Genomic DNA, 24,673 nt, shown 5'->3' with positions numbered 1-24,673 from the left:
ACGGGCGCCTCCACGAGGGCCGGGCACGGATTGCCGGTGGCCCTGCGTGACGACCCGCCTACGGCGAGGGCGCGCTGGACGCCAGCGTGGGCTCGGCCGGCACGGGCGTCGGGCCCACCCCGGCACTGCTGCTGCCCGACTCCGGGCGCCGGGGCGCCCCGGAAGAGCCGCCCACGCCCTGGTAGACCGCCGCGACCGCGACCGCCACCAGGCTCACGCCCATGATCACGGCCAGCACCCAGGCCACCGGCCGGTGCCACCGCTGCTGGGCGACGTACCGGCCCCGGGCACGCTCCGGGTCGTACCCGCGCCTGCCCCGGCGCCGGGCCCGCCCGCCGCCCGCCCGGCCGGGGCCGGACCACGGGTCGGGGTAGAAGTGGTCGTCGTCGAGCCCGCTCGGGTGCGGCCGCAGCTCCAGCGGCAGCCCGTCCCCCGGCGGGGAGTCATAGCCCCAACCCGAGCCCGCGGCGTCCGGCTCGAACCTGGCCTCGGCGGCGGCGAGCTGCCGCTCCTTGGCCGTCGGCTCGTGCACGGCGGCGGACCGGACGAAGGCCTCATCGAAGACCACGGTGGCGAACTCGTCGTCCGCACCACCGTGGTCGGCGCCGTCGGGGTACGGCAAGCCCCCCACATCCTCAGCCACGGGATTCAGCGTATTACCGGCCGGGCGATTTGTCTGTGGCTCATCGCAGTTGGTCCGTCACCAGGGTGACGGACCCCGTACGACGGCCCTCAACCCCGCACGTGCCCGTCGCCCGTGACGACGTACTTCGTGCTGGTCAGCTCGGGCAGACCCATCGGGCCCCGGGCGTGCAGCTTCTGCGTGGAGATGCCGATCTCCGCGCCGAAACCGAACTCACCGCCGTCGGTGAACCGCGTGGACGCGTTGACGGCCACCGCCGCGGAGTCGACCAACCGGGTGAATCGCCGGGCGGCGGTCTGCGAGGTGGTCACGATCGCCTCCGTGTGGCCGGAGGACCAGCGGCGGATGTGCGCCACGGCCGCGTCCAGCGAGGGCACCACGGCGGCCGCGATGTCGTACGAGAGGTACTCGGCGCCCCAGTCCTCGTCCGTGGCCGGCACCACTGCGGCGGCCGAGCCCTCGGCGGCCTTGAGGACCGCCCCGTCCCCGTGCACCGTCACCCCCGCCTCCGCCAGCGCCGCGAGCGCCAGCGGCAGGAAGGCGTCCGCGACGTCCTGGTGCACCAGCAGCGTCTCGGCCGCGTTGCAGACGCTGACGCGCTGCGCCTTGGAGTTCAGCAGGACGGAGACGGCCATCGCCAGGTCCGTGTCGGCGTCCACGTAGACGTGGCAGTTGCCGGTGCCGGTCTCGATCACCGGCACGGTCGAGCCCTCGACGACGGTGCGGATCAGCGAGGCGCCGCCGCGCGGGATCAGCACGTCGACCAGGCCCCGGGCCCGCATCAGCTCCTGGACGGACTCCCGGCTCTCCCCCGGCACCAGCTGGACCACGTCGGCGGGCAGCCCGGCGGCGGCCACCGCGTCCCGCAGCACCGCCACCAGCGCGGTGTTGGAGCGGTAGGCGGAGGCGGAGCCGCGCAGCAGCACCGCGTTGCCGGACTTGAGGCAGAGCGCGGCGGCGTCCACGGTGACGTTCGGCCGGGCCTCGTAGATGATGCCGACCACGCCGAGCGGCACCCGCACCTGGCGCACGTCCAGGCCGTTGGGCAGGGTGTAGCCGCGCACCACCTCGCCGACGGGGTCGGGCAGACCGGCCACGTCGCGCACGTCGGAGGCGATCGCCGCGATCCGCTCCCCGGTGAGGGTCAGGCGGTCGATCACGGACTCGGCGGTGCCGGCCGCGCGGGCCCGCTCCACGTCCTCGGCGTTGGCGGCGACGACCTCGTCGGCCCGGGCCACCAGGGCGTCCGCGATCGCCAGCAGCGCGGCGTCCTTGTCCCGGCGCGGCACCGGGGCGAGGTCGGCCGCGGCCTCCCTGGCGCGGCGCGCGGCGGCGAGGACGGGGCTGTCGGCGATGGCGGATTCGCTGGTCATGCCGCCAAGGGTAGCGACCGCCCCGGGCCCGTCGACCGACCCTTCCAACCGACGAGACGGCTCAGTACGGGTGCACGCCGCCCAGGTGCGGCGGCGGATCGCCGAAGCCCTCCGCCACCCGCTTGTGGTACGTCGCCCGGTCGACGACCTCCAGCCCGACGATCTCCCACGGCGGCAGCCCCGCGGTCACCTTGTGCTCGCCCCACAGCCGCAGCGCGATCGCCGCCGCGTCGTGGAGGTCCCTGGCCTGCTCCCAGTAGCGGATCTCCGCGTGGTCGGCCGCGTAGCGGGCCGTCAGGAAGAACGAGTGGTCGTGGGCCAGCCGCTCCAGCGAGGTGCGCAGCGAGGGCAGCGGGGTGACCTGCCCGGCCACGCTCAGCACCACGTGCCACAGCCGCGCCTGCTCGGGCACGGTCGGCGGCTGTGTCGCGTCCGCCCGCTGCGGCCGCATCCCGTGCAGGGCGGCCGGGCCGTGCGTCGGCTGTCCGGCCGGCTCGGCGGGCTCGTTCCCGCGCCCGCCGTCGATGCTGGTCAGCCGCCGGCCTGCCCGCCCTCCGGTCAGCGCTGCCTCGCGCCTGCGTTCCACCGGCGGCCTCCTGTTCGGCGATCTCGGCGATCTCGTGTCGTCCCCGCACCCGCCGACCGCGACCCGGCCGACCCGTACGGCTGCGCCCCTCCTCGCCCGTGACCGGGCCGCTCTCGCGCGAGGCGGCCCGGCGACCCGCCCTCCGCCGATGGGCCGGTGCCGGTCGACCGGCCGGTCAGCCGCGCAGAACGACCAGGTCGTCGCGGTGGACGACCTCGCGCTCGTACGCGGCGCCGAACTCCTGGGCCAGGTCGTGGGTGGACCGGCCGAGCAGGCGGGGCAACTCCCTCGCATCAAAGTTGACCAGTCCGCGGGCCACGATGTGGCCGTTTTCGGCAAGAAGGTCCACGGGATCACCCGCGGTGAAGTCCCCGTCCACCTTGACGACACCGGCCGGGAGCAGCGAGGCGCCGCCGGAGACCACCGCCGCGACGGCGCCCGCGTCCAGGTGCAGGGCGCCGCGCGGGCTGCTCGCGTGGGCCAGCCAGAGCATCCGGTCGGAGCCGCGGCTGCCGGTGCGCAGGAACAGGGTGCCGGTGGGCCGCCCGGCCAGCGCGTCGGCGGCGTGGCGGGCGGCGGTGAGCACGACGGGGATGCCCGCGCCGGTGGCGATCCGGGCCGCCTCGACCTTGGTGACCATGCCGCCGGTGCCCACGCCGGCCTTCCCGGCGCTGCCGATCTCGATGCCGTCCAGGTCCTGGGGGCCGCTCACCACGCCGATGCGGCTGGTGCCGGGGCGGGACGGGTCGCCGTCGTAGAGGCCGTCCACGTCGGAGAGCAGCACCAGCAGGTCGGCCCGGACGAGGTGGGCGACGAGGGCGGCGAGCCGGTCGTTGTCCCCGAACTTGATTTCGGCGGTGGCGACGGTGTCGTTCTCGTTGACGATCGGCATGGCGCCCATCGCCAGCAGTTGGTCGAGCGTGCGGTAGGCGTTGCGGTAGTGGGCGCGCCGGCTGGCGTCCTCGGCGGTCAGCAGCACCTGGCCCACGCGCAGCCCGTAGCGGGCGAAGGAGGCGGTGTAACGGGCGACGAGGAGGCCCTGGCCGACGCTGGCGGCGGCCTGCTGGCGGGCCAGGTCCTTGGGGCGCCTGTCGAGGCCGAGCGGGGCGAGCCCGGCGGCGATGGCGCCGGAGGAGACCAGGACGACCTCCGGGGCGTCCGGGCGGGTGCGGACCTTGGCGAGCGCGTCGACCAGGGCGTCGACCCGGTCCGCGTCCAGGCCGCCGGCGGCCGTGGTGAGGGAGGAGGAGCCGACCTTGACGACGATCCGCCGCGCGGTCAGCACCTCCTCGCGCAGTGCGTCCTCGCTCATCTCGCTGCTCGCCCTTCCGAAGTGCGGGGTGCGGCCCGGGCCGCCGTCCCCGCAATCTACGCGATCGGCCCAGGTCACCGGCGGGGCGTTCCGGCCGCTGGACGGCCCTGCGGCCAAACCGCCTTCCCCGCACGGCCGTTGACCGCACGGGCGGACGGCCCGGGGAACGCGGACGGCCCCCGGGAGCCGCTGCTCCCGGGGGCCGTCCATCACAGGTCAGTCCTCGTCAGTCCTCGTCAGTCCTCGTCATCGCCCTCGATGGCGGCCTGGCGGCCGCTGGAGAGCGCCTCGAAGGCCAGGTACTCGGCCTCGGCCGCGTCCCGGCCCTTCTGCTTCTCGCGGCGGCGGTCGACGGCCGGGCGCTGGGTCTCCATGCGGTGGTCCTCGCCGCGGCGGCCGAGCATCTCCGCGCCGGCGGCCATGGTCGGCTCCCAGTCGAAGATGACGGCGTTGTCCTCGGGGCCGATGATGACGGTGTCGCCCTCCTTCGCCCCGACCTTCCAGAGCTTCTCCTCGACGCCGAGGCGGGCCAGCCGGTCGGCCAGGTAGCCCACGGCCTCGTCGTTGCTGAAGTCCGTCTGGCGGACCCAGCGCTCCGGCTTGACGCCGCGGATGCGGTAGGCGCCGTCCTCCTCCGCGATGGTGAAGCCCTCCTCGTCGACGGCCTGGGGCCGCAGCACGATCCGGGTCGACTCCTCGACGGGCTTGGCGGCCCGGGCCTCGGCGACGATCTGCGCCAGGGCGAAGCTCAGCTCGCGCAGCCCCTTGCGGGAGGCGGCGGACACCTCGAACACCCGGTAGCCGCGCTCCTCCAGCGACTCGCGGGTGAGGTCGGCGATGTCCTGGCCGTCCGGCACGTCCACCTTGTTGAGGGCGACGAGGCGCGGGCGGTCGTCGAGGCCGCCGTACTCGGCGAGTTCGGCCTCGATGGTCTCCAGGTCGGTCAGCGGGTCGCGGCCGGGCTCCAGGGTGGCGCAGTCCAGGACGTGCACCAGCACCGAGCAGCGCTCGACGTGCCGCAGGAACTCCAGGCCCAGGCCCCGGCCCTGGCTGGCGCCGGGGATCAGGCCGGGCACGTCGGCGACGGTGTAGACGGTGTCGCCGGCGGTGACCACGCCGAGGTTGGGGATCAGGGTGGTGAACGGGTAGTCCGCGATCTTCGGCTTGGCGGCGGAGAGCACCGAGATCAGCGAGGACTTGCCGGCGCTCGGGTAACCGACCAGCGCGACGTCGGCGACGGACTTGAGCTCCATCACGATGTCGCGGGCGTCGCCGGGCTCGCCGAGCAGCGCGAAGCCGGGGGCCTTGCGGCGGGCGGAGGAGAGCGCGTGGTTCCCCAGGCCCCCGCGGCCGCCCTGGGCGGCGACGAAGCTGGTGCCGTGGCCGACGAGGTCGGCCAGCACCTCGCCGTTGCGGTCCAGCACCACGGTGCCGTCCGGGACGAGCAGGACGAGGTTCTCGCCGTCCGCGCCGGTGCGGTGGGCGCCGGCGCCGGGCTTGCCGTTGGTGGCCTTGCGCTTGGGCGAGTGGTGGTACTCCAGCAGGGTGGTGATCTGCGAGTCCACGGTGAGGATGACGCTGCCGCCCTCACCGCCGTTGCCGCCGTCGGGGCCTCCGAGCGGCTTGAACTTCTCCCGGTGCACGGAGGCGCAGCCGTGGCCCCCGTTACCCGCGGCGACGTGAAGTTCGACGCGGTCCACGAAGGTGGTCATGGGGTGTGCCTCCAGTGCGGAAATGGATCTGCTTGCTTCTGCGTAAAGCGCGAAGGGTGGACCGGAACATTCCGGCCCACCCTTCACTGTGAGTCGTCACACGACTCGGGAGTCCGCGAGGACTCAGGCCTCGACGGCCACGATGTTGACGACCTTGCGGCCGCGACGGTTGCCGAACTGCACGGCACCCGCGGTCAGCGCGAACAGCGTGTCGTCGCCGCCACGGCCGACGTTGGCACCCGGGTGGAAGTGGGTGCCGCGCTGGCGGACGATGATCTCGCCGGCGGAGACGACCTGGCCGCCGAAGCGCTTCACGCCGAGGCGCTGGGCGTTCGAGTCACGGCCGTTACGAGTAGAGCTTGCGCCCTTCTTGTGTGCCATTTTTCGCTATCCCCTTACTTGCTGACCGAGTCGATGCTCGTGATGCGCACCGCGGTGTGCTGCTGACGGTGACCCTGGCGACGGCGGTAGCCGGTCTTGTTCTTGTAGCGCAGGATGACGATCTTCTCACCCTTGGTCTGGTCGACGACCTCGGCGTGAGCCTTCACACCGGCCAGGACCCACGGGTCGGAGGTGACGGCGTCACCGTCGACCACCAGGATGGTCGAGAACTCGACCGAGTCACCCGGCTTGGCCTCGACACGGTCGATCTCCAGCACGTCGCCCACGGCGACCTTGTGCTGGCGGCCGCCTGCGCGAACGATCGCGTACATGCGGTACCTACTTTCCCTACTCGGTCGGAGCCCCCGACGCCAGCCACCTGGGTACGGACACAGGGGCCTCTCCCCGTCCCACCGCGCGAGCGCGGCTCTCCGGGAAGGTGATCTGCTCGGGAGCACGGCGTAGAACACGCCGATGGTCAAGAATACGGATCGGTCCGCACGGGGGCAAACCGGCTCGTACGGCCCGGGGCGGGAGAGCACTCCCGCCCCGGGCTGTGGGCACTACTCGGCCGCCGTATCACCTTCGGCGGCCGCGGCCTTCTTGGCCGCCGCGCTCGTCCGCTTGGTCGCGGTCTTGCGGGCGGTGGTCTTCTTGGCCGCCGTGGTGGTCTTCTTGGCGGCCGTCTTCTTCGCGGCGGTCTTGCGGGCCGCACGCTTCTTCGGGGCCGGCGCCTCCTCGGCGGCGGGCTCCTCCGTGGCGGCGGTCTCGTCGGCGGGCGTCTCGGCAGGGGCCTCGACGGCCGTCTCGGCGACCGGGGCGGCCTCCTCGGCGCTCTCCACGACGACCTCGGCCTCGGCCTCGACGGCCGTCTCCGCGGCCTTCAGGGCCGCCTCCAGCGCCGCGTCGGCCTTCGCCTGCAGCACCACGATCTCGGCGCCCTCGGGCGAGCCCGCCGGAGCCGTCGCCTTGCGCACCGCGCGGCGGCGCGGACGCCCCGCCGGAGCGGCCGGGGCCTCGACCACCGGAGCCTCGACGACGACGGCCTCCACGGCCTCCACGACCGGCTCGGCCTCGGCGCCCGGGACCTCCAGGGCCAGCTGGCCCTCGATCTCCTCGCGCACCGGCTCGGCGGCCTCCTCGACGGCCTCCAGGACCGCCTGCGGGGCCTCGGCCTCCAGCAGCTCGACCGACTCGACGGCCTGCGGCTCGTCCTGGCCCACCCCGCCCTTGCCCCGGCGACGGCGCTTGCCGCCGCCCGAGCCCGCCTCGACGGCGACGGCCGCCGGAGCGTGGACGTGGGTGCCCGGCTGCTCCATGTGCACGATCACGCCGCGGCCGTTGCAGTGCACGCACGGCTCGGAGAAGGACTCCAGCAGGCCCTGGCCGACCCGCTTGCGGGTCATCTGGACGAGGCCCAGCGAGGTGACCTCCGCCACCTGGTGCTTGGTCCGGTCCCGGCCCAGGCACTCCAGCAGACGGCGCAGCACCAGGTCCCGGTTGGACTCCAGCACCATGTCGATGAAGTCGATCACGATGATGCCGCCGAGGTCGCGCAGCCGCAGCTGGCGCACGATCTCCTCGGCCGCCTCGATGTTGTTCCGGGTGACCGTCTCCTCCAGGTTGCCGCCCTGGCCGACGAACTTGCCCGTGTTGACGTCGATGACGACCATCGCCTCGGTGCGGTCGATCACCAGCGAACCGCCGCTGGGCAGCCAGACCTTGCGGTCCAGCGCCTTCATCAGCTGCTCGTCGATCCGGTAGGTGGCGAACACGTCCACCTCGGAGGTCCAGCGCTGGAGCCGCTCGGCGAGGTCCGGGGCCACGTTGGAGACGTACTCGTGGATCGTCTTCCACGCCTCGTCACCGGAGACGATGACCTTGGTGAAGTCCTCGTTGAAGATGTCACGCACGACGCGGACGGTCATGTCCGGCTCGCCGTACAGCAGCGCCGGGGCGTTGCCGCTCGACACCTTCTTCTGGATGTCCTCCCACTGCTGCTGGAGGCGCTGGACGTCGCGGGTCAGCTCCTCCTCGGAGGCGCCCTCGGCGGCGGTGCGCACGATCACGCCCGCGTCGTCCGGGACGATCTTCTTGAGGATCTGCTTGAGACGGGCGCGCTCGTTCTCCGGCAGCTTGCGGGAGATGCCGGTCATCGAGCCCTCGGGCACGTACACCAGGTAGCGGCCGGGCAGCGAGATCTGGCTGGTCAGGCGGGCGCCCTTGTGGCCGATCGGGTCCTTGGAGACCTGCACGAGCACGGACTGGCCGGACTTGAGCACCGACTCGATCCGGCGCGGGCCGCCGTGGCCCAGCGCGCCGAAGTTGACCTCACCGGCGTACAGCACCGCGTTGCGGCCCTTGCCGATGTCGACGAAGGCGGCCTCCATCGACGGCAGCACGTTCTGGACCTTGCCCAGGTAGACGTTGCCGACGTACGAGGTGGCCTGCTCCTTGTTCACGTAGTGCTCGACGAGCACGCCGTCCTCGAGCACGCCGATCTGGGTGCGATTGCCGTTCTGGCGCACGACCATCACGCGCTCGACCGACTCCCGGCGGGCCAGGAACTCGGCCTCGGTGATGATCGGCACCCGGCGGCGGCCCAGCTCGCGGCCCTCGCGGCGGCGCTGCTTCTTCGCCTCCAGACGGGTCGAGCCCTTGATGGACTGCACCTCGTCCGGGTCGAAGGACGGCTCGGTGGAGCGGCGGCGCGGCTCGCGCACCTTCACCACCGTGCGGACGCCGTCCTCGGTGGTCTCGGCGGTCTCCACGGCGCCGGACTCGCCGCTGCGGCGGCGACGGCGGCGACGGCGGCGCGAGGAGGACAGGCCGGCGGCCAGGTCGTCGTCCTCGTCCTCCTCCTCGACGGCCGGTTCCTCGGCGGCGGCGGGCTGCTCGTTCTCGACGGCCTCGGCCTCGAACTCCTCGGCCTCGCCACGACGGCGGCGACGGCCGCCCCGGCGGCGACGGCGCGACGGGCGGCCGTCCTCCCACTCGTCCTCGGTCTCCGGACCGGCGGCGGGGGCCTCCACGGCGGGCTGCTCGACGACGACCGGAACCGGAACCGGAGCCGGGGCCGGAGCCGGGGCCTCGACGGGGGCCGCGACCACGCGCTTCGCCTCGGCGGCCGGCCGGCGGCGGTTCGGCTCCACCCGGGTACGGACCCGGCGGCGGCGGCCGACGCCGCTGTACTCGTACTCGTCCTCTTCGCGCTGCTCGGCGGCGGGCGCGGCCTGGACGGCCTTCGCGGCCTTCACAGCCTTGACGGCCGGCGCGGCCGGGGCCTCGACGGCGGCGGGCGCGGCGCTCTGCGGGGCGGCGGCGGGGGCCTGGGCGGGCGCGACGTAGGGCGCGGGCTCCTGGAAGACCGGCGCCTGGAACACGGCGGTGGCCGGGCGGACGGCGCGGCGGCGGGTGCGGTGGTGCGGCTCGGCCTCGACGACGGGGGCCGCCTGCGGCTCCTCCTCGACGACGGGCTCCTCCGCCACCGGCTCCTCGACCTCGGCCTCCTCGGCCACGGGCTCCTCCACCGGCACGACGACCGGAGCGGCCTCGACCACCCGGCGACGGCGCGGACGGCGAGCCGGGGCCTCCTCGGCCACGGGCTCGGCTGCGACGGGCGCGGGCGCCTCGACGGCCACGGGCTCCTCGACCGGCTGCGCCTCGGCCCGCTTGCGGGCCCGGCGGGCCCGGACGGGCTTCTCGGCGGCGGGCTCCTCCACGGGAGCGGCCTTCACGGCCTTCACGGCCTTCGCCGCCGCCTTCTCCTCGGCGGGCACGGTGACCACGATCGCGGCCGCCTCGGGCGTCCCGGCCGGGGCCTCGGCCCGCTTGCGGGTCCGGCGCGCCCGTACGGGCTTCTCCGCGACCGGCTCCTCCACGGGAGCGGCCTTCTCGGCGGCCTCCTCGGCCGGGATCACGGTCTCGGCCGTCTCCGTGGCAGCGCCCTGCGGCGCGCCCGCCGGGCGGGACACCGCCCTGCGGCGACGGCGCGGCGGCGCGGCGGACGCGCCCTCGCCACCGGTCGCGGCGGTTTCGTTCTGTTCCGTGGCCGCAGTCTGCTGCGGATCGGTGTTATCGAGCATGCGGGTGGATCTCCCGTCAGGCCCCCGGGCTCCGCATCCGGGCACGGCACGACACCGGTGGGCGGGCCGGCATCGCGGGGATGCTCGGGCCGGACCCTTTCACGGTGCCGCCGCGCGGACGCGACGCCGCACAGGGGCTCGTAGTCTCGCTCGGCGCCCCGCGCTCTGCGGGGTGTCGAAAGTCTTCTGGTCTGACCAGTCTTCTGTGGTTTTCGCAAGCTGCGCCGTCCCCCGGGCCCGGGTGGCTCCCGGACGGGGGTGGCCGGCCTGTGCTGCGACGACGCTCGCTCCCCTGGGGAGCCGCGGGAACCCTGGAGGACCCATCGGGCCCAGTGAGGCACTGGGCCCGGCCTCCGCCCACTAGGCGGACGCAGGTCGCGCGCCCCGGCGGCTTCTACGAACCTGCCGGGGCCGCGGCGCGGTCGAGCGCCAGCGGGTCGGTCACCGTGCCGGTCCCCTCGTCGAGCGGCCCCTGCGCCAGCCTGGTCACCTCTGCGGGGACCGGCGGCGCCAGGTCGGCCGTCGCACGGAGACCGGACAATACGTCGTCGGGTCGTACGGCGGGTGTGGCGTGTCGTACTACCAGGCGCAGTATCGCACAGGGACGGCCGGTCCGAACATCGTGCCCCGAACCGGGCGCCGTGTCCGCACCGTCGCCGACCTGCGGCGGGAGGACCTCGAGCGCCGCCACCGCACCGCGCGCGTCGAAGACCCGCACGCCGTTCTTGGTGAGCCGTTCGACCTCTACCCGCTCCTCGGCCAGGAACACCTTGACCGCGCGGGCCGCCTCCGCCTCCTCGACCCCGTCCAGCCGGACGAGCCACTCGGAGGCCTCCAGGCGCTCCACGAAGTTCGGCGTCCGGACCTCGACAGCGTCGATCACGTCCAGCCCCGCCGGCAGCGACTCGTCCAGCTGCGCCCGCAGCTCCTCCGGGTCCCGGTGCGCGGCCAGCCCGATCTCCAGGTACTCCGCCTCGCTCGCCACCCCGGTCGGAGCGGCGTTGGCGTACGAGACCTTCGGGTGCGGCGTGAACCCGGCCGAATAGGCCATCGGAACGGCGGACCGGCGCAGCGCGCGCTCGAACGCGCGCTGGAAGTCGCGGTGGCTGGTGAAGCGGAGCCGGCCGCGCTTGGTGTAGCGGAGGCGAATCCGCTGCACGGTCGGCGCGGGCGGAGGACCGTCGGGCGTACGGCGTGCCAGGGTCGCTCAGTCCTTCGTCAGTGTGTCCCGTCCGGGCCACTGCACCGGACATCTGTCACCAGCAAGGGTACGCGCCCCACCGCCCCGGCGTTCCCGAGGGCGATCCGACCCCGCCCGCCCCGTCGGCCACGGCCGTTCGCAATAGGGCAATCCACTCGTACGGAAACAAAAACGATTCGTTGACCAAGCCATGATCGAACGCCGCATATGCGGGCCGCCGTCCTTTGCGCCCCGCCGTCCGGCGCCCAGAAGGCCAGTAGTATCATTCGCTTTTCATCGACAGTACGCAGCAGGCTGCCGGTGCGGCAGGAAATCAATCCGATATGGAGTACGCAGTGCCTCCCCTCATTCCCTTTGCGACCGTGCGAATCGCGCCGTGATCAATCGGTTCGCGAATCTCCAGAAGAGCACCATCGCGATCACCGCCATCACCGTGGTCGCAGCGATTCTCAGGCTGTGGCGTTTTCCTGAAATTCCCGGCGGCCTCAACCAGGACGAGGCCAGCGCCGGATACGAGGCCTTCGCCCTGCTGACCGACGGCACGGACCGCTGGGGAAATGCCTGGCCGGCCTATTTCCCCAGCTGGGGCTCCGGCCAGAACGTGCTGCTCTCCTACCTGAGCATGCCGGTCGTGGGTCTGTTCGGCCTGAGCGCGTTCTCGATACGGCTCGTCCCGGTGCTGCTGGGCATCGGCGCCGTCCCCCTGCTGTACGTCGCCCTGCGGCGTTTCACGGACCTCCCCACGGCCCTGATCGGGGCGGCGCTGCTCGCCCTGACTCCCTGGCACATCACCGCCTCGCGGTGGGCCCTGGAGTCGAACATCATGCCGTTCTTCCTGCTCGCCGGGGTGACCACCCTGGGATACGCGTACACCTCGTCACGCCCCAGGCTCCTGATCCCCTTCTCCCTGGTCTTCCTGGCACTCGCCCTGTACGGCTACGGGGTGGCCGTCTTCGTGGTGCCGATCATGGTGGGGCTCTACCTCTGCACCCGCTACCGCACGGTGTTGAAGCACCCGCTCGCGGTCGTGCTGAGCATGCTGGCGTTCCTGGTCGTCGCCGGGCCGATCCTGCTGTTCGTCCTGGTCAACAACGTCCTGCACCGCAGCCCGCACTTCGTGTCCTCCCTGCCGTTCACCGTGCCGAAGCTGGTCTCCTCCCGGCTGGACCAGATCACCAGCGGCCAGGACCTCGCCGCGCTCAACACCCACTTCGTGACCGGCGGGTTCGGCGACGGCTACCTGTGGACCGTCCCCAACGGGTTCCTCGTCCTGGGCGTGATCGGCTTCCCGCTGGCCGCGCTCGGCGTCTACTTCGCGGCCCGCACCCGCTCCCCCGAGGCCAACCTGTTCACGTTCTGGCTGATCGGCGCGGTCGCCCTCCTGTTCGTGGTGCCGGCCAACGGCAACCGGGCCAACGCCCTGTTCATCCCGATCATCGCCCTCACCGCGATCGGAATCGGCGGCCTGTACCACGCGATGTCCGACCGGAAGACCGGCCGGGCGGTCGTCGCCGTCGTCATGGCCACCGCCCTCGGCTACGGAATGCTGTTCTTCCACGATTACACGACCCGTTATCCGAAGCCGATCGCCGAGGCCTTCGGAAAGGGTTTCGGCGATTCGCTGAAGTCGGCCGACGGGGCCCGCCACGGAAACGAGCCGATCTACATCACCGACCACCTCTCGCTGAACTACGTGGAAACCCTCTTCCACCTGAAGGCGAAGCCCAAGGACTTCCAGGCGAATTCCGAGGTCAAAACCGTCGACGGCGTCTACCAGGTGCGCAACTACCGCCACTACTACTTCTCCGGCACCGAAACCGCACTCGACGCCGCCCCCAGCTACATCGCCGTCCTCGGCCCGAACGAAGCGCGCAAGTGCGCCCGCACCGAGCCGATCGACCACAGCGGCCAGTTCACCGTCATCCGCTGCGTGACCCGCTAGCACCCTCCCCCGCGCACGAAGGAGCCCTCCCCGACACCCGTCGGGGAGGGCTCCTTCACACACGGACCTACTTCTGCTGGCCGACCACGCTCAGCGGCAGCAGCTTCTTGCCCGTCGGGCCGATCTGGATCTGGGTGTCCATCTGGGGGCACACGCCGCAGTCGAAGCACGGGGTCCAGCGGCAGTCGTCGACCTCGACCTCCTCCAGGGCGTCCTGCCAGTCCTCCCAGAGCCAGTCCTTGTCGAGGCCGCTGTCCAGGTGGTCCCAGGGCAGGACCTCCTCGTAGGTGCGCTCGCGGGTGGTGTACCAGTCGACGTCGACGCCGGTGCCGGAGAGGCCCTTCTCGGCGCAGGCCATCCAGCGGTCGTAGGAGAAGTGCTCGCGCCAGCCGTCGAAGCGGCCGCCGTCGTCGTAGACGGCGCGGATGATCGCGCCGACGCGGCGGTCGCCGCGGGAGAGCAGGCCCTCGATGATGCCGGGCTTGCCGTCGTGGTAGCGGTAGCCGATGTTCTTGCCGTACTTGCGGTCGCCGCGGATGGAGTCGCGCAGCTTGGCGAGGCGGGCGTCGGTGGCCTCGGCGGACAGCTGCGGGGCCCACTGGAACGGGGTGTGCGGCTTGGGCACGAACCCGCCGATGGAGACGGTGCAGCGGATGTCGTTCTGGCCGGTGACCTCGCGGCCCTTCTGGATGACGTTCTTCGCCATCTCGCCGATCTGGAGCACGTCCTCGTCGGTCTCCGTCGGCAGGCCGCACATGAAGTACAGCTTCACCTGGCGCCAGCCGTTGCCGTACGCGGTGGCGACGGTGCGGATGAGGTCCTCCTCCGACACCATCTTGTTGATCACCTTGCGCATGCGCTCGCTGCCGCCCTCGGGGGCGAAGGTGAGGCCCGAGCGGCGCCCGTTGCGGGACAGCTCGTTGGCGAGGTCGATGTTGAAGGCGTCGACGCGGGTGGACGGCAGCGACAGGCCGATCTTGTCCTCGGCGTAGCGGTCCGCCAGGCCCTTGGCGACGTCGCCGATCTCGGTGTGGTCGGCGCTGGACAGCGACAGCAGGCCGACCTCCTCGAAGCCGGTCGCCTTGAGCCCGCGCTCGACCATCTCGCCGATGCCGGTGATGCTTCGCTCCCGCACGGGGCGCGTGATCATGCCGGCCTGGCAGAAGCGGCAGCCGCGGGTGCAGCCGCGGAAGATCTCCACGGACATCCGCTCGTGCACGGTCTCGGCGAGCGGGACGAGCGGCTGCTTGGGGTACGGCCACTCGTCGAGGTCCATGACGGTGTGCTTGGACACCCGCCACGGCACGCCGGGGGCGTTCGGCACGACGCGGCCGATGCGGCCGTCCGGCAGGTACTCCACGTCGTAGAACCGCGGCACGTACACCCCGCCGGTCCGGGCCAGGCGCAGCAGCACCTCGGCCCGGCCGCCCGGGCGGCCCTCGGCCTTCCAGGCGCGGACGATCTCCGTGATGTCGAGGACGGCCTGCTCGCCGTCGCCGATCACGGCGCAGTCGATGAAGTCGGCGATCGGCTCCGGGTTGAAGGCGGCGTGGCCGCCGGCCAGGACGATCGGGTCGTCGTCGGTGCGGTCCTTCGCCTCCAGCGGGATGCCGGCGAGGTCGAGCGCGGTCAGCATGTTGGTGTAGCCGAGCTCGGTGGAGAAGGACAGGCCGAACACGTCGAAGGCCTTCACCGGGCGGTGCGCGTCCACGGTGAACTGCGGGACGCCGTGCTCGCGCATCAGCGCCTCGAGGTCCGGCCAGACGCTGTAGGTGCGCTCGGCGAGCACGCCCTCGCGCTCGTTGAGCACCTCGTAGAGGATCATGACGCCCTGGTTGGGCAGGCCGACCTCGTAGGCGTCGGGGTACATCAACGCCCAGCGGACGTCGCAGGCGTCCCAGTCCTTGACGGTCGAGTTGAGCTCGCCGCCGACGTACTGGATCGGCTTCTGGACGTGCGGGAGGAGGGCCTCCAGGCGTGGGAAGACCGATTCGACAGTCATGTACTAGGAACCCTTACGACGTGATTCGGTGCCGCGGACCGGCACGGGAGGGGTGACCCTCAAGGGTAGCCCAATCCGGCGAACGGCCCGCCGGGCCGGAATCCGCCGGCGGCGGTCGCCCGCGGTCACCGCCGGGGACCGCCCCCGGGCGCCGGGGGCGTGCCCGCGCTGCGCCCGGGGTGTGCCCTCCGTACGCCCCCCGCCGGGCCGTCCGCCGACCGCCCCGACGCGCCCGGAGCGCCCGCCCCGTCCTGGCAGGGCCCCGTCAGACAACTCTGCGCCCCTTCCGGACACCCGAGTTGAGTCGTACGCTCGCACCCGCGCCGGTAGCCCCCGGCCCCTCGACCGTCCCCACCGTCACCCCCTCGTCCCCGCTCCCAGGTACCCCCGTGCCAACCGCTCCCGGCGGCCCCGTGCCCGGCGCAAGGAGAACCATGACCGACACCGGTCGGCGGGTCCGTCCCCTGCGGACCCTCGACACCCGACCGGCCCGCTACCCCACGCAGGCCCAGGCCGAGTCCGCCGCGCGGCGCCTCGCCCTGCGCCACCCGGACCGCTGCCGGCTGCGCGAAGTGGGCCACTCCCGGGCCGGACGCCCGCTGCTCCTGCTCTCCGTCGACCGCGGCCCCCGCGCCGCCCTGATCGTCGGCGGCCCCCATCCCAACGAACCCATCGGCACCGCCGGCGCCCTACGCCTGGCCGAGGTCCTGCTCGACCGCCCCGCCCGCCCCGGCCTGTCCTGGCACCTGCTGCTGTGCCTCGACCCGGACGGCGCGGCGCTCGGCTCCGGCTGGCTCGACGGCCCGCTCACCATGCGCCGCCACTACGAGCACTTCTTCCGCCCCACGTTCGAGGAGCAGCCCGAGATGCTGCCCGCGCCCGGCTCCGGCCGCCCGCCGATGCCGGAGAGCCGGGCGCTGACCGACCTCATCGACGAACTGCGGCCGTTCCTGCAGTGCTCCCTGCACGGCGTGGACTTCGGCGGTGCCTTCGTCCAGCTCACCGGTCCCGTCCCCGGGCTGCCCGAGCGCCTCGCCCGCTCCGCCGAGCGGGCCGGGCTGCCCCTGGACCTCGACTGCTACGACGCCATCGGCTGGCCCAGCCCCGCGCCCGGCGCCTACCTGATGCCCTCCCCCGGCAGCACCGCCCTCCCCCAGGCGCTGCCGGACGAGCCGGAGCTGTCCACCTGGTCGTACGCGGCCCGGTACGGGGCCGTCACGGCCGTCCTGGAGGTGCCGATGTGGGCGGTGGACGCCGTCGGTGACGCCCGCCCCCACCCGTGCCCGATCGAGGCCGTGGACGCCGCCGCCCGGGCCCTCAAGCGCCGGGCGGAGGAACTCACCGCCCTGCTCCCCCACGTCCCGGCGCGCGCCCGGCACGAGCACGCCCCGCTGCTGCGCACCGCCGAGTTCCACCTCGAGGTCGGGCCCGGCGTGGCGGACGAGTGGCGGGAGCAGTGGCACGCCGAGCCGCTGACCGTCGCCCGGGTCACCACCGCCGGGCTGGTCGCCGCCCGCCTGCCGCTGCGCGTCGCCTCGCTGCTCCTGCGGCTGCTCGCGGGCGCGCGCGGCGCCGCCGCCGAGGCCGCCCGCGAACGCGCCCGCGCGATCGTCACCGACAGCCTCGACCAGCTGCGCCACCGGTTCGGCGCCCGCTGGGTGCCCGTCCAGGAGCAGCTCGCCCACCAGACCCGCGCCGTCCTGACCACCGCCGACCTGCTCCTGTGAGCCCGACTCCCGTTCAGCGCAAGGCGATCGCGCCCAGGATCCGCGCGAAGCGGTCCGCGAGGTCGTGCTCCCCGTCCGGCGTCGGGTGCAGCCCGTCCGCGTAGACCTCGTCGGCCTGGTCGACGGGCAGCACCTGCCGCCCGTCGACCAGGTGCAGCCGCCCGTCCCCGAGGCGCTGGAGCACCCGGACGGCCTCGCCGGTGAGTTCGCGCAGGCCCTCCAGGGTGATCCCGGCCGTGTTGACCACCGCCTCCCGCTCCACCCAGGGCAGCGCGGCCACGACGACGATCGGCGTGTCCGGCTGCCCGTCGCGGACCGTCTCGACGAACCCGCACACCGCGGATCCCCAACTCCGGGCTGTGTGCGTGTTCTTGATGTACGCGTTGGTGCCGATCTCCAGGGTGATCAGGTCTGCCGGCGTCTCCCGGACGACCCGCGCGACGGCCTGGTCGAGGTACGCCTCCCCGGCGAACCCGAGGTTGCGCAGCCGCCAGCCGCACCGGGCGGCCAGCAGCGAGGGCCAGGCCTCGGACGGGCCGTGGGGGAACATCGCGTGCGTCAGCGAACTGCCGTACGCGACCCAGCGCGTCCCGGTGCGCGCCAGCGGCTCCACCGACCGGTGGCCGCGCAGCCCGAGCGGCCCGAGCCGGGCGCGGCCGAGGTGCGGCAGCCACACCTCGACGTCAACGGGCCTGCCGGGCAGGAGAATCGGCCCGGAGACGGGCCGCCCTCGGTGGGCGAGGGCGCCGTCCACCCGTACGTCCAGCGGTGCGCCCCCGAGGTCGGCGTCCAGCGTCAGCAGCAGTTCGACGGCGTCGGTGCGGAACCCGAACCGCACGCCGGCGGGGAGTTCCGCGAGCCGGGCGAAGTTGCCGGACAGCGTGGTGCCGACGCGCTCCAGCGGGAAGCGCAGCGGCGCCCACCAGCCGCCCTCCCGGCGCTCCAGCGCGGCGATCCCGTCCCAGGAGATCCGGGGGTCGTCCGGGTCGAGCCGCTCGACGTCCACCTGGTCCATCGCCGTTCCCCCACTCATCGTCTGGCAAAAAACCGTCTGCCACTCAATCAAGTGGGTTGAACGTAGCAGCGAGATGATTTACCGTCAAACAGTCTTGTGGCGGCGATAAGCTGGGCCCCCACCCACCCGAGGAGAACCGATGACCACGGCCCGACGGGCCCCCCGCCTCGCCTCGCCCAGCCGGACGGACGACACCGGCGAGCGCGGCCGCTACTTCGCCGCGCTCACCCTGGAGCGCCCCGACGTCGCCCTGTGCCGGGCCACCACGGTGATCGCCCGCGCGGTCGACGAGCAGCTCACCGGCGCCGCCCTGACCGTCCCCCAGCACCTCGTCCTCAAGATGCTGGCCGCCGTCGGCGCCTGCTCCCAGCAGGAGTTGAGCGAGCAACTGCGCATCGACCGCAGCGTGATGGTCGGCTGCGTCGACGGCCTGGAGAACGCCGGCCTGGTGGTGCGCGAACGCCACCCCCGGGACCGCCGCGCCTACGCCGTCACCATGACCGACGCCGGGGCCGAGGCCCTCGCCGAGGCCGAGGCGGGCATCGCCCCGGTGATGGACCGGGTGTTCTCGGCGCTCACCCCGGAGGAACGGCAGACCCTCGCCCGGCTGACCCGCAAGATCCTCGACGTCCAACCCCCCGACTAGAACCGACCCACCACCGACCGGACCGGAGCCCGAGCCCATGGCACCCCTCGCGATGACCACCGACGAACTCCTCACCACCACCCGGGCGGTGCGCAAACGGCTGGACCTCTCCCGGCCCGTCGAACGCGAACTCGTCGAGGAGTGCCTCGCCCTAGCCGTCCAGGCCCCCACCGGCCGCAACCGCCAGCGCTGGGACTTCGTCGTCGTCACCGACCCCGCCAGGCGCGCCGCCCTCGCCGACCTCTACCGCCTCGGCCTCGTCCGCCCCCGCCAGCAGGTCGCCGGCACCGGCCTGGACCGCACGGCCGAGGACTGGCCGGGCCGGCTGCGGATGGCCGAGAGCGCCAGGCACCTCTTCGACCACCTGCACGAGGTGCCCGTGCTGGTCGTCCCCTGCGTACGCGTCGAGGGCCGCCACGAGACCGCCTCCCACGTCGGCCAGGCCAACGCCTGGGGCTCGATCGTCCCGGCCACTTGGCAGTTCATGCTCGCCGCCCGCTCCCGCGGCCTCGGCACCGCCTGGACCACCCCGCACCTGCACTACGAGCGCGAGGCCGCCGAGGTCCTCGGCATCCCGTACGAGACGGTGATGCAGGCCGCCCTGATCCCGCTGGCCCACACCATCGGCACCGACTTCCGCCCAGGCCCCCGCGTCGGCACCGACCGGATCGCCCACTGGGACACCTGGTAGCCCAGGCACGCGGAAGGGGCCGGCCCGGGAGAACCCCGGACCGGCCCCCGGTCACGAACGCACCGACGCTCAGGCCGCTATCGGCCGCTGGCTGCGCACCGCCTGCAACAGCCCGATCCCGACCCACACCGAGAACATCGACGACCCGCCGTACGAGACGAACGGCAGCGGGATGCCCGCCACCGGCATGATCCCCAGGCACATCCCTATGTTCTCGAACGCCTGGAACGAGAACCAGGCGATGACCCCGGCCGCCACGATCGTCCCGTACAGGTCCGTCGCCTGCCGGGCGATCTTGCAGGCCCGCCACAGGACGACACCGACCAGCGCGATGATCGCCAGCGCCCCGACGAAGCCCAGCTCCTCGCCGGCGACGGTGAACACGAAGTCCGTCTGCTGCTCCGGCACGAACTGCCCTATGGTCTGGGTGCCGTGGAACAGCCCCTTGCCGGTCAGCCCGCCCGAGCCGATCGCGATGCGGGCCTGCGCGGTGTTGTAGCCGACGCCGTTCGGGTCCAGCTGCGGGTTGGCGAAAGCCGCGAAGCGGTCGATCTGGTACTGGCTCAGCAGCCCGAGCTTCCACACCGCGATGCTGCCGCCGACCCCGATCGCCAGCAGCCCGAGCACCCAGCGGTTGGCCGCGCCCGAGCCGAGCAGGATGCCCAGCACGATCGCGGACATCACCATGGTCGACCCGGCGTCCGGCATCAGCAGCACCAGGCCCATCGGCAGGCAGGCCCAGATCAGGCCCCGGAACACCGCCCGGTGCGAGGGGAACTCCCGCTCCCCCGCGTCCACCTGGTCGGCGAGCACGACCGCCATCGCCAGCAGGATCGCCAGCTTCGCGAACTCGGCCGGCTGGATGGAGAACCCGCCGCCCAGCTGGATCCACGAGTGCGCGCCGTTGATCGTCGAGCCCAGCGGGCTGAGCGTGGCCATCAGCAGCAGGATCACGCCGACGTAGATGAACGGCACCAGGGTCCGCATCCGCCGGCTCCCTATGGCTATCACCACGGCGCACAGCACCAGCCCGACCACGACGTTGGTCAGGTGCCGGTACAGGAAGTACTGCGGGTCCCCGTGGGTGAGGTTGTCGCGCCCACGGGTGGCCGACCAGACCAGCAGCGAGCCGCCCAGCGAGAGCGCGAGACCGGCCAGCAGCAGTATCCAGTCCAGCCGCCACAGCGGGGAGTCCTTGGCCAGGGCCTTGGAGACTCCGGTGCGCTGCGGGGCCAGCCGCAGCTGCCGGTAGGAGCCGTAGGAGGTCATGCCCGCCCCCTTCCGGGGCCTCGGGTCGGTTCCAGCGCGGTGTCGGCGGCGGCGTACGGCACGGTGCCGCCGGTCGGCTGCGGCGGGTCGACGAAGGCGGTGGGCTGCGCCCACGCCGGGGCCGGGGCGTCCGCCGCGAGCGGCACCGGCGCCAGCAGCGCGGGAGCCGGGGCGCCGGCCCGGTCGGAGGCCTGCTTGATGATCGCCGTGCCGTCGGGGTTGAACTTGGGCAGCTCCGCCTGCGGCGAGGGCAGCAGGGCCTTGGAGGCGTCGACGTTGCCCTTGTCGTCCACGCCGTACAGCGCCTGGTAGATCCGCCGGATCGCGTCGCCGGAACCGCCGGAACCGGTGCCGCCCTGGCTGATCGTCATGACGACGGCGTAGTCCTTGCTGTACGTGGTCAGCCAGGAGGTGGTCTGCTTGCCCTCGACCTCGGCGGTGCCGGTCTTGGCGTGCAGCTCGATCTTGTTCTGCGGCCAGCCGGCCCCGGCGAACTTCCAGGCGGCGGTACCACTGGTGATGACGCCCGCGGTGGCCTGGTCGATGTAGCTGAGCAGCTTGGCGTCGCCGGGGAACTTGGCGTCCTCGTGCGGGGCGACCTCGCGGACGAGGTCCCCGCCCGGGCTTATCACCGCCTTGGCGATGGTCGGCCGGTAGAAGGTGCCGCCGTTGGCCAGCGCCGAGTAGATCCGCGCCATCTGCACCGGGGTGACGAGCGTGTCGCCCTGGCCGATCGCGAAGTTGACGGCGTCACCGGCGCGCATCTGGTAGCCGTCGACGCAGTTCTCGCGCGCGATCTGGTCGGAGAAGCTGGTGCCGCCCTTCTGCGCCTGCGCGCACCAGGCGTCCTTGTTGTTGTCGTAGAAGGACTGCTTCCACTGCCGGTCCGGCACCCGGCCGGGGACCTCGGCCGGCAGGTCGATGCCGGTCTTGGCGCCGAGGCCGAACTCGTGGGCGGTCTTGAAGAACCAGTCGCCCGGGTCCTTCTTCGGCTTGATGCCGCCGTCCTTCATCCACTGGTCGTACGCCAGCCCGTAGAAGACGGTGTCGCAGGAGACCTCCAGCGCCTTCTCCAGGGAGATCTGGCCGAAGTTCTCGCTCTCGAAGTTCTTGAACTCGCGGCCGCCGATGGTCAGGCTCTTCGGGCAGTCGTAGTGGCCGTCCAGCGAGTAGCCGGCCTGCACGGCGGCGGTGGTGGAGATGACCTTGAAGGTCGAGCCGGGGGCGGACTGACCCTGTATGGCGCGGTTCAGCAGCGGGAAGTTGGAGTCCTTGCTGGTCAGCGACTGGTAGTCCTTGCCGCTGATGCCACCCACCCACAGGTTGGGGTCGTACGTCGGGGCGCTGGCCATCGCGACGATCCGCCCGGTGTGCACGTCCATCACGACGGCGGCGCCGGAGTCGGCCTCGTAGTTGCGGTTGGTGACCTTGTCGAAGGTGTTGCGGGCGTCGTTCATGGCCTGCGCGAGGTTGTCCTCGACGACCTTCTGCACCCGGGCGTCGATGCTGGTCACCAGGTTGTCGCCGGTCTGCGGGGCGACGGTGTCGGCCGTGCCGATGACCCGGCCGAGGTTGTCCACGTTGAGCTTGGTGATGCCGGCGGTCCCGCGGAGGTCGCGGTCGTAGACCGACTCCAGCCCGGCGCGGCCGATCTGGTCGGCGGGCAGGTAGCGGTCCTGGCCCTTCTTGTCGGCGGTCTTGGTCACCTCGTCGTCGGTGACCGGGGAGAGGTAGCCGAGCACCTGGGCCAGGTTGGCGCCCTCGGCGCCGGTGTAGCGGCGCACGGCGGTGGGCTGCGCGGTGACCCCGGGGAAGTCCTCGCGGCGCTCCATTATCTGCATCGCCTGCTGGGTGGTGGCCTCCTTGGTCACCGGGATCGGCTGGTACGGAGAACCGTTCCAGCAGGGCTGCTGCGTCTTGGAGTCGCAGAGCCGGACCTTCTCCTGCACGTCCTTGGCCTGCATCCCCAGCACGCCCGCCAGCCGGCCGAGCACCGCCTTGCCGCCGTCCTTCTGCTGCAGCAGCGAGGTGCGGCTGACGGACACCACCAGCCGGGTCTCGTTGCCGGCCAGGACCCTCCCGGAGGCGTCCAGGATCTCGCCGCGCACGGCCGGATCGACCACCTCGCGGATGTGGTTGCCGGTCGCCTTGGCGGTGTAGACGCTGGCGTTGCGGACCTGCAGGTACCACAGCCGCCCGCCCAGGGTGGCGAGCAGCGACAGCACCAGGATCTGCAGCACCACCAGACGGATCGTCACCCGCCGGGTACGGCCGGTCTCGGGGATGTTGCTCACGTCTCGTGCGCTCCAGGATGCGGGGAGGTCGAAAGGTTCGGGGGCCCTGACGGGCCGGGGCTACGGGCGCCGGGCGAAGCCGGGCACGCGCCGCTTCTTGTACGACGGGCCGGAGGAGGCCTCGCGGGTGGTGCGGTAGCGCGCCAGCGTGCCCAGGCCCGATCCGCCCTCGTCGTTGCCGTCGGCGGCGGCGACCGGGTCGCGGCCGAAGCGGCGGCCGAGCATCATCACCACGGGCACCACGAAGGGGGCCAGCAGCAGGTCGTACAGCAGGGCGCTGATCACCAGGCCGCCCAGGCCCACGTGCCGGGCCGCGGTGTCGCCGACGAGGGCGCCGACCATCGCGTACAGCAGGGTGGAGGCGATCGCGGCGGCGCCGACGACCATCAGGGCGCCGGCGACGGAGCGCTGGCGGCCGTGCTCGGGGCGCAGCAGCCCGGCGGCGTAGCCCATCAGGCAGAGCACCAGGGCGTAGCGGCCGATCGCGTGGTCGGAGGGCGGGGCGAGGTCGGCGACCAGTCCGGCGCAGAAGCCGACCAGGCAGCCGCCGGTGGGCCCGTACACCAGCGCGAGGCCGATGACCACGAGCAGCAGTATGTCCGGGGTGGCGCCCGGGAGTTGGAGCCGGCCGAAGACGCTGACCTGGAGGATCAGGCCGAGCAGGATCAGGGCGGCGGAGACGGGGATGCGGGCGAGGCGCATGGCTCAGTTCCCCCCAGTGGGCTTGGCGGGCGGGGCGGCGGGCGCGGAGGCCGGCGCGGAGGCGGGGGCCTGCGGCTGCCCGGGTGCCGGGGCGGGCGGCAGCACGGCGTCGCGCGGGTCGGCGCGCGGCGGCACGACCACCACGCCGACCAGGTCCAGCCGGGTGAACTGGACGAACGGCTCGACGAGCACGGTCTTGGTCAGCTGCCCGGCGTTGGCCTGGACCTCGACGACCTTGCCGACCGGCACGCCAGGGACGAACGGGCGCCCGCTCTGCGAGCCGAAGGTGACCAGCCGGTCGCCGGCCTTGACCTGGGCCTTGCCGTTGAGCAGGGAGACCTTCATCGGGCTGTCGCCGCCGCCGGAGGCGAAGCCGATCTCGCCGCTGCCCTCCAGCCGGGTGCCGGCCGAGAAGCCGGGGTCGGAGGCGAGCAGCACGGTGGCGGTGGTCGGGGCGACGGTGGTGATCCGGCCGACCAGGCCCTGGCCGTTGATGACGGTCATGTCCCGGGTGAGGCCGTCGTCGCCGCCGGCGTCGATGGTGATCGTCCAGGAGAAGCCCTGGGCCGGGCCGATCGCGATGACCTGGGCGGCCTTGACGGTGTAGCCGCCGGCCCCGGCGGTGCGCAGCAGGTCGTCCAGCTGCTTGCTGCGCCCCGAGGCCATGTCGGAGGAGGCGAGCTTCTGCCGCAGTTCGGTGTTCTCGCGGGCGAGCTGGTCGGCGCGGCCGCTGTCGGTGGCGGCGTCGCGGAAGGCGCGGACGGTGTTCGCGACCGGGTCCACGATGGTGGCGGCCCCGCGCTCGACCGGGCCGAGCGCGCTGGCCGCGGCGCGGCGGGCGCCGCCGAGCGGGGAGTCCTCACCGCCCTTGATGTCCACGGTGATCAGCGCGAAGGCGACGGCCACCAGCAGGATGAGCAGCAGCCGGCTCTCTCGTGTGTCCCTCACGGTGCTGGTACTGCCCCTTCGTACCTGGCGGGGGGCCCGGGGGGGGGGGGGCCGGGGGGCCCCCCCGGGGGGGCCCGCGGGGGCCCGGGGCGTGTACCCCGCCGCCCGCGGGGGCAGCACACCGCGGGGGCCCCCCACAACAAC

General features: G+C 73.0%; 19 protein-coding genes. 4 read left to right on the top strand and 15 right to left on the bottom strand.

Translation table 11 applies throughout. The features are described from left to right. Positions 1 to 58: 58 nt before the first annotated feature. The 9 genes from ACIRRS_RS24865 to ACIRRS_RS24825 form a co-directional block, all read right to left on the bottom strand. The gene (locus ACIRRS_RS24865) at positions 59 to 631 is read right to left on the bottom strand and encodes a hypothetical protein (protein WP_402975072.1); all 573 of its coding nucleotides are present in this window, start codon (positions 629 to 631) and stop codon (positions 59 to 61) included. Positions 632 to 732: 101 nt separating this feature from the next. Continuing rightward, positions 733 to 2,016 carry a glutamate-5-semialdehyde dehydrogenase gene (locus ACIRRS_RS24860; protein ID WP_402974687.1) on the bottom strand — a complete coding sequence of 428 codons (1,284 nt, stop codon included), beginning with the start codon at positions 2,014 to 2,016 and terminating at the stop codon, positions 733 to 735. Positions 2,017 to 2,077: 61 nt separating this feature from the next. After that, on the bottom strand, positions 2,078 to 2,602 hold the full coding sequence (locus ACIRRS_RS24855) for a hypothetical protein (protein WP_402974685.1): 525 nt from the start codon (positions 2,600 to 2,602) through the stop codon (positions 2,078 to 2,080). 175 nt (positions 2,603 to 2,777) lie between these two features. Beyond that, the gene (gene proB, locus ACIRRS_RS24850) at positions 2,778 to 3,914 is read right to left on the bottom strand and encodes a glutamate 5-kinase (protein ID WP_402974682.1); all 1,137 of its coding nucleotides are present in this window, start codon (positions 3,912 to 3,914) and stop codon (positions 2,778 to 2,780) included. Between the two features lie 236 nt (positions 3,915 to 4,150). Beyond that, complete coding sequence (gene obgE / locus ACIRRS_RS24845) at positions 4,151 to 5,626, bottom strand: GTPase ObgE (RefSeq protein WP_402974680.1); 1,476 nt, start codon at positions 5,624 to 5,626, stop codon at positions 4,151 to 4,153. A gap of 123 nt (positions 5,627 to 5,749) precedes the next feature. Beyond that, on the bottom strand, positions 5,750 to 6,007 hold the full coding sequence (gene rpmA, locus ACIRRS_RS24840) for a 50S ribosomal protein L27 (protein WP_014135732.1): 258 nt from the start codon (positions 6,005 to 6,007) through the stop codon (positions 5,750 to 5,752). Between the two features lie 14 nt (positions 6,008 to 6,021). Continuing rightward, positions 6,022 to 6,339 carry a 50S ribosomal protein L21 gene (gene rplU, locus ACIRRS_RS24835; RefSeq protein WP_402974678.1) on the bottom strand — a complete coding sequence of 106 codons (318 nt, stop codon included), beginning with the start codon at positions 6,337 to 6,339 and terminating at the stop codon, positions 6,022 to 6,024. Between the two features lie 231 nt (positions 6,340 to 6,570). Next, entirely contained in the window at positions 6,571 to 10,092 is a 3,522-nt protein-coding gene (locus ACIRRS_RS24830; protein ID WP_402974675.1) for a ribonuclease E/G, read from the bottom strand. Positions 10,093 to 10,486: 394 nt separating this feature from the next. After that, entirely contained in the window at positions 10,487 to 11,251 is a 765-nt protein-coding gene (locus ACIRRS_RS24825) for a TIGR03936 family radical SAM-associated protein (RefSeq protein ID WP_402974672.1), read from the bottom strand. Between the two features lie 418 nt (positions 11,252 to 11,669). Between ACIRRS_RS24825 and ACIRRS_RS24820 the strand changes: the two genes are divergently transcribed. After that, the gene (locus ACIRRS_RS24820; RefSeq protein WP_402974669.1) at positions 11,670 to 13,235 is read left to right on the top strand and encodes an ArnT family glycosyltransferase; all 1,566 of its coding nucleotides are present in this window, start codon (positions 11,670 to 11,672) and stop codon (positions 13,233 to 13,235) included. A 67-nt stretch (positions 13,236 to 13,302) separates the two neighbouring features. Here ACIRRS_RS24820 and ACIRRS_RS24815 read toward each other — a convergent pair whose 3' ends face one another. Continuing rightward, the gene (locus tag ACIRRS_RS24815; RefSeq protein ID WP_402974666.1) at positions 13,303 to 15,237 is read right to left on the bottom strand and encodes a TIGR03960 family B12-binding radical SAM protein; all 1,935 of its coding nucleotides are present in this window, start codon (positions 15,235 to 15,237) and stop codon (positions 13,303 to 13,305) included. Positions 15,238 to 15,671: 434 nt separating this feature from the next. On the opposite strand from ACIRRS_RS24815, the gene ACIRRS_RS24810 reads away from it, so the two are divergent. After that, complete coding sequence (locus ACIRRS_RS24810) at positions 15,672 to 16,964, top strand: M14 family zinc carboxypeptidase (protein ID WP_402974663.1); 1,293 nt, start codon at positions 15,672 to 15,674, stop codon at positions 16,962 to 16,964. A 13-nt stretch (positions 16,965 to 16,977) separates the two neighbouring features. Here the strand turns inward: ACIRRS_RS24810 and ACIRRS_RS24805 are convergent, their stop codons facing one another. Continuing rightward, positions 16,978 to 17,979 carry an SGNH/GDSL hydrolase family protein gene (locus tag ACIRRS_RS24805; protein WP_402974660.1) on the bottom strand — a complete coding sequence of 334 codons (1,002 nt, stop codon included), beginning with the start codon at positions 17,977 to 17,979 and terminating at the stop codon, positions 16,978 to 16,980. 139 nt (positions 17,980 to 18,118) lie between these two features. Here ACIRRS_RS24805 and ACIRRS_RS24800 point away from each other — a divergent pair, with 139 nt between their 5' ends. Then, positions 18,119 to 18,625, top strand: coding sequence for a MarR family winged helix-turn-helix transcriptional regulator (locus ACIRRS_RS24800; RefSeq protein ID WP_402974657.1), 507 nt, complete (start codon positions 18,119 to 18,121; stop codon positions 18,623 to 18,625). Between the two features lie 37 nt (positions 18,626 to 18,662). After that, positions 18,663 to 19,316, top strand: coding sequence for a nitroreductase family protein (locus ACIRRS_RS24795; protein WP_402974654.1), 654 nt, complete (start codon positions 18,663 to 18,665; stop codon positions 19,314 to 19,316). Positions 19,317 to 19,385: 69 nt separating this feature from the next. Here the strand turns inward: ACIRRS_RS24795 and rodA are convergent, their stop codons facing one another. The 4 genes from rodA to mreC are packed head-to-tail and all read right to left on the bottom strand — an operon-like array spanning position 19,386 to position 24,529. After that, positions 19,386 to 20,585 carry a rod shape-determining protein RodA gene (gene rodA / locus ACIRRS_RS24790; protein ID WP_402974651.1) on the bottom strand — a complete coding sequence of 400 codons (1,200 nt, stop codon included), beginning with the start codon at positions 20,583 to 20,585 and terminating at the stop codon, positions 19,386 to 19,388. Then, positions 20,582 to 22,879 (bottom strand): penicillin-binding protein 2, encoded by a 2,298-nt coding sequence (gene mrdA, locus ACIRRS_RS24785; protein ID WP_402974648.1) that lies wholly within the window; start codon positions 22,877 to 22,879, stop codon positions 20,582 to 20,584. The genes rodA and mrdA overlap by 4 nt, the downstream gene beginning before the upstream one ends. A gap of 60 nt (positions 22,880 to 22,939) precedes the next feature. After that, positions 22,940 to 23,581, bottom strand: coding sequence for a rod shape-determining protein MreD (gene mreD, locus ACIRRS_RS24780; RefSeq protein ID WP_402974645.1), 642 nt, complete (start codon positions 23,579 to 23,581; stop codon positions 22,940 to 22,942). Between the two features lie 3 nt (positions 23,582 to 23,584). Further along, positions 23,585 to 24,529 carry a rod shape-determining protein MreC gene (gene mreC, locus ACIRRS_RS24775; RefSeq protein WP_402974642.1) on the bottom strand — a complete coding sequence of 315 codons (945 nt, stop codon included), beginning with the start codon at positions 24,527 to 24,529 and terminating at the stop codon, positions 23,585 to 23,587. Positions 24,530 to 24,673: the final 144 nt, after the last annotated feature.

The sequence above is a fragment of the Kitasatospora sp. NPDC101183 genome, from assembly GCF_044767945.1.
Taxonomy (GTDB): domain Bacteria; phylum Actinomycetota; class Actinomycetes; order Streptomycetales; family Streptomycetaceae; genus Kitasatospora.
Note: the sequence above shows the minus strand (reverse complement) of the source record. Positions and strands in the feature narration are given on the sequence as shown.